At 62.3% G+C, this 15,388-nt stretch carries 15 protein-coding genes and 1 pseudogene; 9 read left to right on the top strand and 7 right to left on the bottom strand.

Annotated elements, in window-relative coordinates:
• Nucleotides 1–16 precede the first annotated feature (16 nt).
• Complete coding sequence (locus ACT9T4_RS05305) at nt 17–907, top strand: RluA family pseudouridine synthase (protein WP_499115886.1); 891 nt, start codon at nt 17–19, stop codon at nt 905–907.
• Here the strand turns inward: ACT9T4_RS05305 and ACT9T4_RS05300 are convergent.
• From ACT9T4_RS05300 to ACT9T4_RS05285, 4 genes and pseudogenes are all read right to left on the bottom strand, one after another.
• Nucleotides 897–1,472 (bottom strand): cob(I)yrinic acid a,c-diamide adenosyltransferase, encoded by a 576-nt coding sequence (locus tag ACT9T4_RS05300; RefSeq protein ID WP_179539967.1) that lies wholly within the window; start codon nt 1,470–1,472, stop codon nt 897–899. The two genes, ACT9T4_RS05305 and ACT9T4_RS05300, sit on opposite strands and share 11 nt — an antisense overlap.
• A gap of 20 nt (nt 1,473–1,492) precedes the next feature.
• The gene (locus ACT9T4_RS05295; RefSeq protein WP_042554933.1) at nt 1,493–3,496 is read right to left on the bottom strand and encodes a sensor histidine kinase; all 2,004 of its coding nucleotides are present in this window, start codon (nt 3,494–3,496) and stop codon (nt 1,493–1,495) included.
• A gap of 84 nt (nt 3,497–3,580) precedes the next feature.
• On the bottom strand, nt 3,581–4,492 hold the full coding sequence (locus ACT9T4_RS05290; RefSeq protein ID WP_179539968.1) for a putative 2-dehydropantoate 2-reductase: 912 nt from the start codon (nt 4,490–4,492) through the stop codon (nt 3,581–3,583).
• A pseudogene (locus ACT9T4_RS05285) lies at nt 4,489–5,457 on the bottom strand (response regulator); the annotation flags it as partial. The gene ACT9T4_RS05290 and the pseudogene ACT9T4_RS05285, both read right to left, overlap by 4 nt.
• Nucleotides 5,458–5,730: 273 nt before the next feature.
• On the opposite strand from ACT9T4_RS05285, the gene ACT9T4_RS05280 reads away from it, so the two are divergent.
• The gene (locus tag ACT9T4_RS05280) at nt 5,731–6,210 is read left to right on the top strand and encodes a YajQ family cyclic di-GMP-binding protein (RefSeq protein ID WP_042554936.1); all 480 of its coding nucleotides are present in this window, start codon (nt 5,731–5,733) and stop codon (nt 6,208–6,210) included.
• Between the two features lie 202 nt (nt 6,211–6,412).
• A complete protein-coding gene (locus ACT9T4_RS05275; protein ID WP_499115882.1) occupies nt 6,413–7,249 on the top strand; it encodes a mechanosensitive ion channel family protein in 837 nt (278 codons plus the stop codon).
• A gap of 61 nt (nt 7,250–7,310) precedes the next feature.
• Here ACT9T4_RS05275 and ACT9T4_RS05270 read toward each other — a convergent pair whose 3' ends face one another.
• Both ACT9T4_RS05270 and ACT9T4_RS05265 read right to left on the bottom strand, forming a co-directional pair.
• Nucleotides 7,311–8,855, bottom strand: a complete 1,545-nt coding sequence (locus ACT9T4_RS05270) for an AmpG family muropeptide MFS transporter (RefSeq protein WP_042554938.1) — start codon at nt 8,853–8,855, stop codon at nt 7,311–7,313.
• A gap of 103 nt (nt 8,856–8,958) precedes the next feature.
• Nucleotides 8,959–9,327, bottom strand: a complete 369-nt coding sequence (locus tag ACT9T4_RS05265) for an MGMT family protein (protein WP_499115880.1) — start codon at nt 9,325–9,327, stop codon at nt 8,959–8,961.
• 149 nt (nt 9,328–9,476) lie between these two features.
• Between ACT9T4_RS05265 and ACT9T4_RS05260 the strand changes: the two genes are divergently transcribed.
• The gene (locus ACT9T4_RS05260; protein ID WP_042554940.1) at nt 9,477–10,481 is read left to right on the top strand and encodes a DUF481 domain-containing protein; all 1,005 of its coding nucleotides are present in this window, start codon (nt 9,477–9,479) and stop codon (nt 10,479–10,481) included.
• A 66-nt stretch (nt 10,482–10,547) separates the two neighbouring features.
• Here the strand turns inward: ACT9T4_RS05260 and ACT9T4_RS05255 are convergent, their stop codons facing one another.
• Entirely contained in the window at nt 10,548–11,306 is a 759-nt protein-coding gene (locus tag ACT9T4_RS05255; protein ID WP_499115878.1) for an SDR family oxidoreductase, read from the bottom strand.
• A gap of 92 nt (nt 11,307–11,398) precedes the next feature.
• On the opposite strand from ACT9T4_RS05255, the gene ACT9T4_RS05250 reads away from it, so the two are divergent.
• From ACT9T4_RS05250 to ACT9T4_RS05230, 5 genes are all read left to right on the top strand, one after another.
• Nucleotides 11,399–12,130, top strand: coding sequence for a HugZ family pyridoxamine 5'-phosphate oxidase (locus ACT9T4_RS05250; protein WP_042554942.1), 732 nt, complete (start codon nt 11,399–11,401; stop codon nt 12,128–12,130).
• A gap of 63 nt (nt 12,131–12,193) precedes the next feature.
• Complete coding sequence (locus tag ACT9T4_RS05245) at nt 12,194–12,658, top strand: FxsA family protein (protein WP_042554943.1); 465 nt, start codon at nt 12,194–12,196, stop codon at nt 12,656–12,658.
• Between the two features lie 272 nt (nt 12,659–12,930).
• A complete protein-coding gene (locus ACT9T4_RS05240) occupies nt 12,931–13,224 on the top strand; it encodes a co-chaperone GroES (RefSeq protein WP_042554944.1) in 294 nt (97 codons plus the stop codon).
• Between the two features lie 48 nt (nt 13,225–13,272).
• Entirely contained in the window at nt 13,273–14,913 is a 1,641-nt protein-coding gene (gene groL / locus ACT9T4_RS05235) for a chaperonin GroEL (protein ID WP_042554945.1), read from the top strand.
• A 174-nt stretch (nt 14,914–15,087) separates the two neighbouring features.
• Nucleotides 15,088–15,315, top strand: coding sequence for a hypothetical protein (locus tag ACT9T4_RS05230; protein WP_042554946.1), 228 nt, complete (start codon nt 15,088–15,090; stop codon nt 15,313–15,315).
• The last annotated feature ends 73 nt before the right edge of the window (nt 15,316–15,388 follow it).

The following is a 15,388-nucleotide window of genomic DNA, read 5'->3' as shown; positions in this document are numbered from 1 at the left end:
CTCCCGGAGCCTTTGCATGTCCGCATCCGATCACCCGTCCGGCTCCTTGCGCCCCAGCACCCTGCATCTGCCGGCGGGGCCCTGGGCGACCGTGCTCGATTGTCTGTGCGCGCACTTCCCGGCGATTTCACGAGAAATCTGGCTGGAGCGCATGGCGAGGGGCCGGGTGCTGGATGCGCAGGGCGCGCCCATCACTGCCGATCACCCCTACCGGGTCGGCTTGCGTGTGCACTATTTTCGTGAGGTGCCAGCCGAGCCGCTCATCCCGTTCGAGGAGGCGATCCTGCATGCCGACGACCATCTGCTGGTTGCCGACAAGCCTCATTTCCTGTCAGTGATGCCGGCAGGCGCCTATGTCGAGCAGACCTTGCTGGCACGGCTGGTCAAACGCACCGGCAATGCCGATCTGGTGCCGCTGCACCGTATCGACCGGCATACCGCCGGGCTGGTGCTGTTTTCCACCAATGCGCAGACGCGGGGGCGCTACCAGGCGCTGTTTCGCGAGCGCCACATCGACAAGCGTTATGAAGCGCTGGCGGCGCCTTTGCCGCAGGTGCGGTTTCCGTTACTGCGCGAGACCCGTTTCGAGGCGGGCGAGCCGTTCTTCCGCATGCGCGAAGCGCCGGGCGTGGCCAACACCCGCACGCGCATCGACGTACTCGAACGACGCGCTGACTGCTGGCTGTACGGCCTCGAGCCGGTCACCGGCAAGAAGCACCAATTGCGGGTGCACATGGCTGCATTGGGGGCGCCGATCCTCAATGACCCCTTCTATCCCGAGGTGAGCAGCAGCGAAGGTGACCCCGACGATTACAGCCGGCCGCTCAAGCTATTGGCCCGCGGCTTGTCGTTTGCCGATCCGTTGAGCGGTGAGCCGAGGCGTTTCGAGAGCGTCCTCAGGCTTTAGCGGCCGCCTGCCAGAGCACTTCGTCGACGCCCTGGCGCCTGGCGATCAGCCGTGCCGCCACGAACAGCAGGTCCGACAATCGGTTGATGTAGGCCAGCAGCTCGCCACGCAGCGGTTCGATGGCATTGAGCTGCCCGCAACGGCGCTCGGCGCCGCGCGCGCCACTGCGGCACAGGTGAGCCTGGGCGATCAGTCGCGAGCCACCCGGCAGGATGAAGTTCGTCAGTGGTCCCACTTCCTCGTTCCAGCGATCGATGGCCGTCTCCAGGCGTTCGATCTCGACGGCCTGCAGCGCCTGGTAGTCCGGCATGGCCAGTTCGCCACCCAGATCGAACAGGCGATGCTGACAGGGCGCCAATACCTCGATCAGCTCGGCGAAACCCGGGTAGCGGGGCTGCTGCTCGATCAGCTCGGCCAGCAGCAGCCCAAGTTGGCTGTTCAGGGTGTCCACTTCGCCGATGGCTTCGATGCGTGGGTGATCCTTGGCGACCCGGCGCCCGTCGGCCAGCCCGGTTTCTCCGGCATCGCCGGTGCGTGTGTAGATTTTCGACAGTCGATAGCCCATGGAGTCTCCGTGGCGAGGGTTCAGCTACTGATACCGATGGGCAGGCGCAGGGTGAAGCAGGTGCCCTGGCCGGTGCGTGAGTGCACTTCCATCTGGCCCTTGTGATTGTTGGTGACGATGAAGTAGGAGACGGAAAGCCCCAGACCGGTGCCCTGGCCGACCTCCTTGGTGGTGAAGAAGGGTTCGAAGATGCGCTTGCGCACCGCCTCCGGGATGCCCACGCCGTTATCCTCCACCTGCACTTCGGCCCATGGCGGCGCCAGGCGTGTGCGCAGGATGAGCTTGCCAGGGACGCTGTCGTCGTCGCGCAGGTGGATGGCCTGGGCGGCGTTCTTCAGCAGGTTGAGCAGCACCTGTTCCAGTTCGTTGGCGATGCCGGGGATAGGCCCCAGTGCCGGATCGAACTCGCGCTGAATCATCAGGCTCTTGAAGTCGAAGCTTTCGGTCAGGTCGAAGTCGTTGCTGGCGATTTCCACGGCCTGGTCGATCAGCGCCGGCAACTGGCAGGGTGCCAACTGGCGGTTGCTGAGGCGGCTGAAGCTGAGCATGTGGGTGACGATCTTCGAGGCTCGCGTGCCGGCCTGCTGGATGCCGTCGAGCAGCATGGGAATCTCCCGCGCCGTCAGGTACTGATCGATGGCTGGCAGGCTGACGCCAGCCACTTCGGCCTGTTCCTGATTGCGCGGCAGTTCGGGGGACAGACGTCGACGGATGTTCTGCACGTTGTGCAGGATGGCGCCCAGCGGGTTGTTGATCTCGTGCGCCATGCCGGCGGCCAAACCGCCGACGGAGAGCATCTTCTCCGACTGCACCATGACCTCTTCGAGGTTGAGGCGCTGGGTGATGTCGTCGATGCGGATCACCACGCCGCGGCCGATGCTGCCGATCAGCGGGTAGAAGGTCAGGGCGTAATGGTGAGGCTCGTCATCGCGGATCCAGGTAACCCGCTCGATCTTCTCCACCCGGTGCTGTTCGGCCGTGCGCTTGAGCTTGGACAGATAGGGTTTGAGCAGCGGAAAGGCGAGAAACACCGGCTGGTTCACCGCCTCGTCCAGGGAGGTGCCGGACAGGGCGCTGGCTTCCTGATTCCATTGCGCGACGTAGAGCTGTTCGTCCAGAGCGATCAAGGCCGAGGGCATGGAGTCGATGATGCTGTTGAGGTAGTTCTGGAAGCCGGTGAGCTTCTTCTCGATCTTGCTGCGGACCTGCACCTCGAGTTCCAGCTTGCGGTTCGACAGGCGGGTTTCCTCGGCCAGACCCTGGGCCTGGTTGTAGGCCTCCTCGGAATCGTCACGGGCGCGCTTGAGCTGCTGTTCACGGGCCTCGATGCGCGTCAGCATGGTGTTGAAGGCTTCGGCCAGGCTGCCGATTTCATCCTGATTGCCGCGCCGCGCCCGCAGCGAATAATTTTCTTCGCGGGTGACCTGGCGGGTCAGCTCTTCCAGTCGCTTGATCGGGCTGGTGACCAGGCGGCGGATCTGCCGCGCCACCAGCAGCCACAGCACCAGACTGAAGCCGAGGATCACCAGGCTGGCGGTGACGGTGCCGGTGTAGAACGCACCAGGCAGTTCGCTGGAGGCGACCAGCAGCAGGTAGCCGGGTGGCGCATCGGCCTGCGGCAGCTGGACCAGCTGGTTGGCGCGAAATTCGCCCAGGCGCCAGTGGTCGAGGTCGTCGACCCGCGATGGCAGCTGCAGTTTTTCGCCGCGCTGCAACTGCGCCAGGCTGTCGCCGTTGGCGTCGTAGATCACCGCGGCACGCAGCGGCGCGTAGCCGTCCAGGCGTTTCAGCAGATCGCCTGCGGCCTGCCGTGAGCTCAGGGCTTCGTGACTCAGGGCGGGGCTGGCGATCAGTCGGCTGAGGGTTTGCAATGCCTGGGGGGCAACGCTCTCCTGAGAAATCCAGTAGGCGGCGCTGATGAAGGTCATGTTGGCCACCACCAGCACTGCCGCCAGTAGCACCAGCAGGGCAGCGAGCAGTTTACGGCCAACGGGTAGATTCTTCAGGCGGTGGCGCAGGCGCATTGGGTTTTGTCGTATTGGCAGGTAAGGGGGCAGGTTAGGGCCTGTTAACCGTTGCGCGCAAGCGTCGACGGCCCCGGTTCGGGCTCAGTGGCGCGGTAATCCGCGGCTGTGCAGATAGGCGAGCAGGCGTTGCTGCAGGGCATGCAACCGTGGCAATGACAGGCCATGGCGGTCACCCGCCGTGCAGGCGTAGCCGAGCAGATAGCTGACTTCGGTGCGCCGGCCCCCGGCGACGTCCTGGTACATGGACGAGTAATTGGCCGCGGTGGCCTCGATCACCCGCCAGACGTCGGCCTGAAGGTGTTCAGCCGCTTCGGCCTGACCGCAACCGCGCAGCAGAACCTCCAGCTCGGCACATAGCCCGTCGACGTCCTCACGGTAGCCGGCAAGCTCGCCATTGCGGCAGCCATGCAGGACGGTCAGCGGGTTGATCGCGCAGTTGAGCGCCAGCTTGCGCCACAGGCGCGCGAGAATGTCCGGGCTCCAGGTATGAGCAATGCGACTGCGCTGCAGGTCGATCAACCAGCTCGGCGCGGTGATGTCGGCGGGGTCTCCGATCCAGGTATGCCCCTGGCCGGCGAACACCACGCGCCAGTCACCGTCGCGAAAAGCCCCTTCGGTACTGGAGGCGAACAGACAACGCCGGCCGGGGAGCCTTTCGAGCACTTCGTCCTGGCTGCCCAGGCCGTTCTGCAGCAGGATCACTTCGGCGCCCGGGGCGAGGCGATGGGCGACACGCTCGATCGCGTCCGCTGCATCGTAGGCCTTGCATGCCAGGAGCAGGCGCTCGATGGGCGTGTCGTCAGCGAGGCTGCGCGCCGGGATGACGTGCTGGCTGGCGTGGTCTCCCTCCACCAGGGTCAGTGCACCCGTCTGGCGATAGGACGCCAGGCGCCGTTCATCGCGCAGGATCAGTTGCACCGGCACGCCGGCACGAGACAGGCGCGCGGCCCACAGGCTGCCCAGGCTGCCTGCGCCGAGCACGTGCCAACTCATGTGCGTGGCAGACGGACCGCGGTGACGCGGCCGCTGGCGTGGGCCTCGGGAAGCAGGCGCGCGGCGAGGTCGAGCAGTTGTTGCTGTTCCATGGGCATGGCCTTGCCATCCAGCCCGACCACGGCAATGCCGGCCTTGAGCGAGATGAAGCCTTCGCTGGTCTTGAAGGCCTTGAGGTTGAGGCCTTCATGCAGCCGCTTGAAGCTACTTGGCGAGCATTCCTGAAGGTCTTCGAGCAGGGTGATGAGGGCGAAGTGACGGTCATCCAGGCTCACCAGCACATCCAGTGGGCGCACCAGCTGTTGCAGGCGGCGGGCCACGCTGCGCAGCAGCTCGTTGTGGAAGGTCGTGCCATGTCGGGCACTGAGTTCATCGACGCCCTGCAAGCCAATCAGCAGGTAGCACAGGGCACCACCACGCGATTCCACCTGGCGTAGGCTGTCGGCCATCTTCTGCTTCAGGTAACGGGTGTTGCCCAGGCCGGTGAGGGGATCGACCAGGTTGCGTTCTTCCAGGCTGGCGATGTTCTGCAGCAGCAGGGCGTTTTCCTGCAGCAGGCGTTGCAGGGTGTTGCACAGGCGTTCGGCGGCGAACACCCGTGGCAGCAGTTGTTCGTTCATCGCCGACTTGCTGATGAAATCATCGACGCCGCGGTCGAAGGCTTCGTTCAGCACGTTCTCGCCCTCCTTGCCGGTCAGCAGGATGATGTAAGTGTAGTGCTCGGCCGCTTCGTCGAGCTGGCGCACTCGTCCGGTCAGTTCGAGGCCGTCCATTTCTGGCATCAGCCAGTCGGCCAGCAGCACGCTGGCTGGGCGTTGTTCGAGGTTGCTGATGGCTTCCGCAGCGCTACTCGCGAAGCGTACGTCCTGATAGCCAGCCTGGCTCAGCGCCCGGCCGATGATGGCACTGGAAAACTTGGCATCGTCCACCACCAGAATGCTGAGATGGGGGTTGGGCATGGATGGCACTCACAGGCAAGAAAACGGGTCGAGGGGGGGAGTAACCAATACAACGCCGAACGGTCTGTATCAGAGCGGATATAATGATCGCGCCAATTTTATCGTCAAGCCATCCGCGCGATTTGCGGAGAACTTATTCACGATCTCGCGAACTGGCGCCCAGCCGGATCAAGACTCCAGGCGAAACAATCGCAAGGAGTCGACACCGGCTTGCCCCACTCACGATAGATCGAGAATGACATTCCGACCACAATCGCGCCTTTTATCAGGAGTAATTCCATGCCCTCGTTCGACGTGGTGTCGGAGCTGGATAAACACGAACTCACCAACGCCCTGGATAACGCGGCCAAGGAGTTGGAGCGGCGCTTCGATCTGCGCGGCAAATGCAGTTTCGAGGTCAAGGACAAGGCGGTCACGTTGACTGCCGAAGCCGATTTCATGCTCGAGCAGATGCTCGAAATCATTCGTTCCTGCCTGATCAAGCGCAAGATCGATGGTCAGTGCATGGAAACCAAGGATGCCTATGCATCCGGCAAGGTGGTCAAGCAGGAGGTCGAGTTCCGCGAAGGCATCGACAAGGAACTGGCGAAGAAGATCGTCGCGCACATCAAGGACGCCAAGCTCAAGGTGCAGGCCGCCATTCAGGGCGAGCAGGTGCGGGTAACCGGCAAGAAGCGCGATGACCTGCAGGACTGCATCGCCTCCCTGCGCGGCAAGAATTTCGAGATGCCTCTGCAGTACAACAACTTCCGCGACTGACGGAATATGGGTGTCTTGCTCGGTCAGGATTATTGAACCTGACCGTGGCAACGACGTCGCACATTCTGTAACGCTCTCGCGAACGCCATGGTTGGGGTCCGTTGACGTTTCATGCAGCAACGCAGCTTGCGCCGAGACGTCAGCTCAGGCTGGTGAGGATCTGCCATGGCGTTTTCGTTTCACGCCCTAGAAGGAGTGCCAGATGGATATGAGCGTCGACCAGTTGGTCGTCATGTCGCAGGCCTGGATCCCGGTGTTGCTGCAGTACAGTGGCAAGCTGACCCTGGCCATCTTCACCTTGCTGATTGGCTGGTGGCTGATCAGCAAACTCACCAACAAGGTCAGCGCATTGATGGACGGCCGCAAGGTCGACCGTGCCCTGAGCAGCTTCATCGGCAGCCTGGCCAGCATCATCCTGAAAGTGCTGTTGATCATCAGCGTCGCTTCGATGATCGGTGTGGAAACCACCTCGTTCATCGCCGTGATCGGTGCTGCCGGTCTGGCCATCGGCCTGGCGCTGCAGGGCAGCCTGGCGAACTTCGCCGGCGGTGTGTTGATCATGCTGTTCCGCCCGTTCAAGGCCGGTGACTTCATCGAGGCTCAGGGTGTTTCCGGTTCCGTCGATTACATCCAGATCTTCCACACCGTGTTGCGTACCGGCGACAACAAGGTGGTGATCGTGCCCAACGGCACGCTGTCCAACGGCATCATCACCAACCACTCACGGCAGACGACCCGCCAGGTGCTGTACGACGTGAAGCTCGATTATGACGCTGACCTGTCGAAGGCCCGAGACGTGTTGCTGGCGCTGTCCAAGGACGCGCGGGTGCATCAGGATCCGGCACCGGTCGTGGTGGTGTCCAGCCTGGGCGAGACCTCGATCAACCTGTCGCTGCGCATGTGGACCTCGGCCGGCGACTACTGGCCGGTGATCTTCATGCTCAATGAAAGCGTGCGTGATCGCCTGCGTGCCGAGGGTGTCGAACTGGCGCAGCCACCACGCATGGTGCAGGTGCAGCAGCAGGGCAGGGCGGGTTGATAGCAGCCCCTCTGCCAGACATGAAAAAGCCGACGGTCGTCGGCTTTTTCATGGGCCGAAGTCAGGCTTCGGGCTTCTCGGGTTCGCTGCTCGGCGCCATCGGCCGGCCGCCATGGCGGTGCCACTGGACCAGGATCAGGATCAGGGTCGGAACGCCCATCAGCGCGGTGATCAGGAAGAAGTCGGCATAGCCGTACTTTTCCACCAGCACGCCCGAGTAGCCGCCGATCAGGCGTGGCAGCAGCAGCATGATCGAGCTGAGCAGGGCGTACTGGGTGGCCGAGAACTTCAGGTTGGTGAGGCTCGACAGGTAGGCGACGAAGGCGGCAGTGGCCAGCCCCGAGCTGAAGTTGTCGGCGGAGATGGTGAAGATCAGCATCTGCAGATCCGCGCCCATGCCGGCCAGCATCAGGAACAGCAGGTTGGTCGCCGCCGAAGCCACGCCGCCGATGAAGAGGATCGGCATGATGCCGAAGCGCACGATCAGCAGGCCGCCGGCACCGGCACCGACCAGGGTCATGATCAAGCCGAATAGCTTGCTGACGCTGGCGATCTGATCCTTGGTGAAACCCTGGTCGATGTAGAACACGTTGGCCATTACGCCCATCACCGTGTCGGACATGCGATAGGTGGCGATCAACCCAAGCAGCAGCAAGGCCTGCCAGCGGTAGCGCAGGATGAAGTCGTTGACCGGAGTCAGCACGGGAGCCAGGCCGCGGCGGCCGAAGGTCGACAGGCACAGGCAGGTGAGGATGGTGTAGAGGATGGCGCGCAGGAAGGCACGGTCCTCGAGCAGCAGATCCAGCAGGGTGGCTTCACCGGTGATCAGGCTGGGGAAGTCGGTGTTGTACAACTGGGTGAACATGGCCGGTACCGAGACCAGCAGGACGATCAGCACCAGCACCGAAGCGATCTGGTGGCTGAATCCGTACTTGGCGGCTGCCAGCTGGGTCTTCAGGGAAACGTCGGGCTCCTTCATCCACAGGCTGGTGAGCAGGCCCGGCAGCATCAGCAGGGCGAACAGCAGATAGGTCCCGGCCCAGGCAGCGTGCTGGTAAAGCAGGGTGGTGGAGCCCAGCCCTTCGGCCACGTAAAGCGCGCCGGCGGTGGCCAGCAGCGCCGCGACCCGGTAACCGGCCATGTAGCTGGCAGCCAGAGCGGCCTGGCGGGTGTCGTCGACGATCTCCAGGCGGTAGGCATCGACGGCGATGTCCTGGGTCGCCGAGGCGAAGGCCACCAGCACCGCCAGGGCGATCAGCCAGGTCAGGTGCGTATGCGGATCGCACAGCGCCATACCCGCGAGGCCGATGGCGATCAGAATTTGCGACAGCACCAGCCAGGAGCGGCGCCTGCCCAACTTGCCGAGCAGTGGCAGGCGCCATTGGTCGAGCAACGGCGACCACACCCATTTGAATGCATAGGCCAGGCCGATCAGGCTGGCGAAACCGATGGTTTCCCGCGCCACGCCTGCTTCGCGCAACCACACGGAAAGTGTCGAGAACACCAGCATGTAAGGCAGGCCAGCGGCGAACCCGAGCAGCAGGAGAACCAGTGTCGAAGGACTGGAATAGGCGGCGATCGCGTCGCGCCAGCTTTTACGATGCATTGAACGGGGTCGGCCTGGAGGGAGAAGACATGAACAAATGGCGCACTCTAGGGGCTAGGGTCGGGTCAGTGCAAGCCAGCCATGCCGTGGTCGCATCGAGGTATCAGGCCTCGTGCTCCAGAGGGCGCCAGCCATGACGTCGGATATCCACCCGACCATTGTGGGATAGCACCCCTTCGACGCGCAATCGGGCGCGTTGTTCAACACCGCTTGGCGTGTCGTCCGTCAGGCTCAGACGGCCCCCTGCGGCGACTACCCGGTGCCAGGGCAGGGCGGTGCCGTCAGGCAGCTGGCTCAGCGTACGGCCCACCCAACGGGCGGCGCGACCCAGCCCGGCGAGGTCCGCCAATTGACCATAAGTGACCACCTTGCCGGTGGGCACCTGAGCGAGTGCCAGGTACAGGGCGTCGCGGCGAGCCTGCTGATCCGCGTCGGCCAGTGGCATGCTGTAATCCGCTTGTCGTTTGGCCATGGCAGGCTCCTGGGGGCATGACCGCCTGGCGCGGCATTTTCTGCGCCCCATCGTGAACTCGCGTGAATTCCGTCGGTCATTTCTTGCTCATATAACGGGTATGCGGATAATGCCCGATTTATCGCGAACCGGAGCACCAGCATCCGCTTATGTTTACTCGAACTCTGTTGTGCCTGAGCCTCAGTACGGCGGCGATGCCGCTGATGGCCGATACCGTCTGGATGAAGAACGGTGACCGTCTGACCGGAACCATCAAGGTTCTCGATGGCGGCAAACTGCTTCTGGAAACCGATTACGGTGGTTCCATTCCTCTGGACTGGAAAAAGATCGCGACACTCGACAGCGAACAGGAGTTGCTGGTCAAGGAGAACGACATCACTGGCGAGCGGGCCAAGTCGCTGCAGGCCTCCGACGCTGGCAAGGTCACCCTCGCCAACGGCGATGCGCCGAAGACCGTCGAGCTGGCGAGCATCAAGCAGATCATGAAGCCCAAGCCCTTCGTCGAAGACTTCATGTGGAAGGGCAACGTCGACGTGGCCATGGACTACAAGCGTGCCGAGAGCGACACCGATGACTACGACATCGATGTGAAGACCCAGGCGCGGCATGGCAAATGGCGCCACAACGCCACGCTGGACTACAACCGCGAGCTTCGCAACGACGTGGTCAGCACCGACAACTGGGGCACCGAGTACGCCCTGGACCGCTTCCTCGACGAGCAATGGTTCTGGCAGGGGCGTCTGGAGTACAAGCGCGACAAGATCGAAGATCTGGAGCGTCAGCGCACCATCGGTACCGGTCCGGGTTACCAGTTCTGGGACAACGAGCTGGGCGCGTTCTCCGTTGCCGGGCTGCTCAACCGTTCCGACTACGAATACTCCAATGGCGAGAAAGACAATTTCTACGCCATCAGCATGCGCTGGGATTACAACCGTTACCTGATCGGCAAGACCTTCGAGCTGTTCAGCACCGGTGAGCTGGGCAAGCCGCTGGCCAGCGCCGCCGACTACTCCCTGGATGCCGAAGTGGGCCTGCGTTACAAGGTCACCGACTGGGCATCCCTGAACATGAAGGCCTCGAAGGATCAGGTCAGCGGTTCGGAAGGCGACAAGGACGAGACCCGCTACACCGTTGGTTTCGGGGTAGGTTGGTAATCCGCCCCAAGTGCCGCATGCAAAAAAGCCCTGCATTATGCAGGGCTTTTTCGTGGGCCATGGCTATTACAGGCGAACGCCACCATCGAGCTCGAGAATGCGCCCGGTGAAGTAGTCGTTTTCCAGCAGGTAGGCCACCGAATGGGCAATTTCCCAAGGCTTGCCCAGGCGCTTGAGCGGAATGACCGCCGTCATGCGCTCCATTGCTTCGGGTTTCATGCTGGCGACCATGTCGGTTTCGATGAAACCCGGCGCCACCCCCGCCACGCGGATGCCATAACGGGCCAGCTCGCGGGCCCAGACCACGGTGTCGGCGGCGACGCCGGCCTTGGCGGCCGAGTAGTTGGCCTGACCGACGTTGCCGGCCCGGGAAACCGAAGAAATATTGATGATCGCGCCTTCGTTCTGCAGTTCGATCATCTTCGCCGCCACTTCCCGCGTGCACAGGAACACGCCGGTCAGGTTCACGTCGATCACCGACTGCCACTGTGCCAGGCTCATCTTGCTCATTTCGCCGTCCTTGACCTTGATGGTCAGGCCGTCGCGCAGAATCCCGGCGTTGTTGACCAGGCCATTGATCGAGCCGAAGTCTTCGGCGATCTGGGCGATGGTCTGGGTGACCTGCTCTTCACTGGCCACGTTGCACAGATAGGTGCGGGCCTGAACGCCCAGCGCCCGGCAGGCCGCTGCGGTGTCATCGAGTTTCTCCTGGTTGAGATCGACCAGGGCCAGACGCACCCGTTTCTCGGCGAGGTACTCGGCCATGGCCCGGCCAAGGCCCTGACCGCCGCCGGTGATGATGATGACCTTGTCTTCGAGTTGCATGCCAATCCCCTTCGAATCAGTTTGGCGGGATGCCGTTACCGCACTGTAGCGATTATCCTAAGCGCTTGTCTGCGTCCGTCGGGAGTCTTGATATGAGTGTGCAAGCCAATCGCCAGGCCCGGGAGTTGCTGCTCGGGGAGTACCGTGGCGCGTTGTCCACTCACTCCAGAGCGATGCCCGGCTTTCCTTTCGGCTCGGTGGTGCCCTACTGCCTGGATGCTCAGGGTTGGCCGCTGATCCTGATCAGCCGCATTGCCCAGCACACCCATAACCTCAAGGCGGACGCGAAGTGCTCGCTGTTGGTCGGGGAGCGCGGTGCCGAAGACGTTCAGGCGGTGGGGCGTCTGACCCTGCTGGCCGAAGCGAAGACGCTCCATGAGGCTGCCGATATCGAAGCGGCCGCCGAGCGCTATTACCGGTACTTTCCCGAATCACGCGGTTATCACAGTGCCCACGACTTCGATTTCTGGCGCTTGCAGCCCGTACGCTGGCGTTACATCGGCGGTTTCGGCGCGATTCACTGGCTCGATCAGGTGGCGCTGGATAACCACTTCGCCGGTGACACCGAGCTGCGCATGCTCGAACACATGAACAGCGACCATGCCGACGCCATCGCGCATTACGTCGCCCTGAGCGGGCTGCCCGCTACGGAACCTGCGCGGATGGTGGGTATCGACAGTGAGGGATTTCACCTGCGTATAGGCCACAGCCTCTACTGGCTGGCCTTTCCAATATCCTGTAACACTGCCGGGGAGGTGCGCGAAGCCTTGGTGCGCCTGGCGCGGGCCGACACGTGGCCAGAGCAATTCGAGACTTCAGCTTGAATTAAGCGCAACACCCCATACTTACCTCCTACTGGAAGTCGTTCTTCCGTCAAGGAAACCGCGATGCGCATTTTCATGTTGTTGTTCCTGCTGTTCCCGATTCTGGAACTGGCAGTGCTTATTTCGGTGGGCAGTGCCATTGGCGTGCTGCCGACCATTGCCCTGGTGATCGCGACGTCGATCTTCGGTGGCCTGATGCTGCGTATTGCCGGCATCACGACTGCCTGGCGTGCCCGCGAAAGGCTGGCCCGTGGTGAAATGCCCGACCAGGAGGTTCTGCAGGGCTTGATGATGGCGGTTGGTGGCGGTCTGCTGCTGCTGCCGGGCTTCATCACCGATGTCATCGGCCTGCTGTGTCTGCTGCCGTTCACCCGTCGCAAGCTGGTCGAGCGCGTGCGTCGCCGGGCCGCCGAGCAGGCCGAGCGTCAGCGCGCCTTCGCCGACGACCTGGCTGCGCGCAATGGCCAGCCGGGCTCCGGTGGCCATCGTCCGAACGTGCTCGAAGGCGAGTACGAACGCCGCGACTGACCGAGCCCGGTTTCGCTGCAAGCGAGCCCCGATCTGGCCACGCCAGTTCGGGGCTCGCCGTTTTCGCACGGACGATTTTCGTTCCCCAGGCGGGAAAAAAATTCACCCCGCACCCTTGAATTGCTCTTGTTCGACCTTATGTAGCGGTCACCGCAAGGTTTTTCAGCGTATCTGCGCTGAAACATATTTCGGCGTTACGTGTAGTGCGCAGCGCCATGATCCTGCCGGTGAGAACACCGGTTGAAGTCAACAACTATTGGGAGAGATCGACAATGAAGCTTCGTCCTTTGCATGACCGCGTCGTGATCCGTCGCAGCGAAGAAGAAACCAAAACCGCTGGCGGTATCGTGCTGCCGGGCTCGGCCGCTGAGAAGCCGAATCAGGGCGAAATCGTTGCTGTTGGCACTGGCCGCGTTCTGGATAGCGGTGAAGTCCGTGCACTGGCCGTCAAGGTCGGTGACAAAGTGGTTTTCGGCCCTTACTCGGGTAGCAACACTGTCAAAGTCGACGGCGAAGACCTGCTGGTGATGAGCGAGAACGAAATCCTCGCTGTTGTCGAAGCCTGATTTCCCGCGAATCTCCGTTTAACCGTCAAGAATTGAGGATCAATTTCCATGGCTGCTAAAGAAGTTAAGTTCGGCGACTCCGCCCGCAAGAAAATGCTCGCCGGTGTGAACGTCCTGGCTGATGCCGTCAAAGCGACTCTGGGCCCGAAAGGCCGCAACGTGGTTCTGGAAAAGAGCTTCGGCGCTCCGACCATCACCAAGGACGGCGTTTCCGTCGCCAAAGAAATCGAGCTGAAAGATCGCTTCGAGAACATGGGCGCTCAGCTGGTCAAGGACGTTGCGTCCAAGGCCAACGACGCTGCCGGTGACGGCACCACCACCGCTACCGTTCTGGCTCAGGCCATCGTCAACGAAGGCCTGAAAGCCGTCGCTGCCGGCATGAACCCGATGGACCTCAAGCGTGGTATCGACAAAGCCACCATCGCCATCGTCAAAGAGCTGAAGAACCTGTCCAAGCCTTGCGCTGACACCAAGGCAATCGCTCAGGTCGGTACCATTTCGGCCAACTCCGACAACTCCATCGGCGACATCATTGCCGAAGCCATGGAAAAAGTCGGTAAAGAAGGCGTGATCACCGTTGAAGAAGGCTCTGGCCTGGAAAACGAACTGTCCGTCGTCGAAGGCATGCAGTTCGACCGTGGCTACCTGTCCCCTTACTTCATCAACAAGCCGGACACCATGGTTGCCGAGCTGGACAGCCCGCTGATCCTGCTGGTCGACAAGAAGATCTCCAACATCCGCGAAATGCTGCCGGTGCTGGAAGCTGTCGCCAAGGCTGGCCGTCCGCTGCTGATCGTTGCTGAAGACGTCGAAGGCGAAGCGCTGGCTACCCTGGTCGTCAACAACATGCGCGGCATCGTCAAGGTCGCTGCCGTCAAGGCGCCGGGCTTCGGTGATCGCCGCAAGGCCATGCTGCAGGACATCGCCATCCTGACTGGCGGTACCGTGATCTCCGAAGAAGTCGGCCTGAGCCTGGAAAGCGCCACCCTGGAGCACCTGGGTCAAGCCAAGCGCGTTGTCCTGAACAAGGAAAACACCACCGTCATCGACGGCGCTGGCCAGCAAGCCGACATCGAGTCGCGCGTTGCGCAGATCCGCAAACAGGTCGAAGACACCTCGTCCGACTACGACAAAGAGAAGCTGCAAGAGCGTCTGGCCAAACTGGCTGGCGGTGTCGCCGTGATCAAGGTCGGTGCCGGTACCGAAGTCGAAATGAAAGAGAAGAAAGCCCGCGTTGAAGACGCCCTGCACGCTACCCGCGCAGCCGTCGAAGAAGGCGTGGTGCCTGGCGGTGGCGTTGCCCTGGTGCGCGCGCTGCAGTCGATCTCCGAGCTCAAGGGCGACAACGAAGACCAGAACGTCGGTATCGCTCTGCTGCGTCGCGCTGTCGAAGCGCCGCTGCGTCAGATCGTTGCCAACGCCGGCGACGAGCCGAGCGTCGTGGTCGACAAGGTCAAGCAGGGTTCGGGCAACTACGGCTACAACGCTGCAACTGGCGTCTACGGCGACATGATCGAGATGGGCATTCTCGATCCGGCCAAGGTCACCCGTTCCGCGCTGCAAGCTGCTGCGTCCATCGGCAGCCTGATGATCACCACCGAGGCGATGATCGCTGAAGTGCCTGACGACAAAGGCGCTCCGGCCATGCCTGACATGGGCGGCATGGGTGGCATGGGCGGCATGATGTAAGCCACCCGGCACCTGCAGTAACGAGAAACCCCGCGCTTGCCGCGGGGTTTTTTTATCTGTAGTTTCTGGCGACCGCCATGGCGGTATACCGTTCGTCTTGAGAAAAGTTGCAACTGCTTATCGTGATCTAGTGTTAGCAGACGGCGTTTGTAGCGCCATCAAGAGGTTGCACTCATGAGATTAGAAATAGCGCGAGGTTTGTTCCTTGTGGCGGCGCTCAGTGTATCGGTGGCGGCGGCTGCTTCCTGGTACGAACCTGGCCATGGCGTGGTGAGCAGCCATGGGCGCAGCTATTGTGCCAACCCTGATCTCAAACGCACCTCGGCGGCCCAGGCGCAGGCCAGTCAGAATCTGCTCTGGTTGGTGTTGGGCCTGTCTCAGGGCATGCGACCGCAAGGTTGAAAAAGCCCACTCTCGTTCCGCTGGCAAAATAGTGAATTTCTCCACGGCTGGAAAACTCCGATACCCTGCGAGC

This window comes from Pseudomonas sp. SZ40 (assembly GCF_052958135.1).
This window is presented reverse-complemented; position numbering and strand designations above follow the sequence as displayed.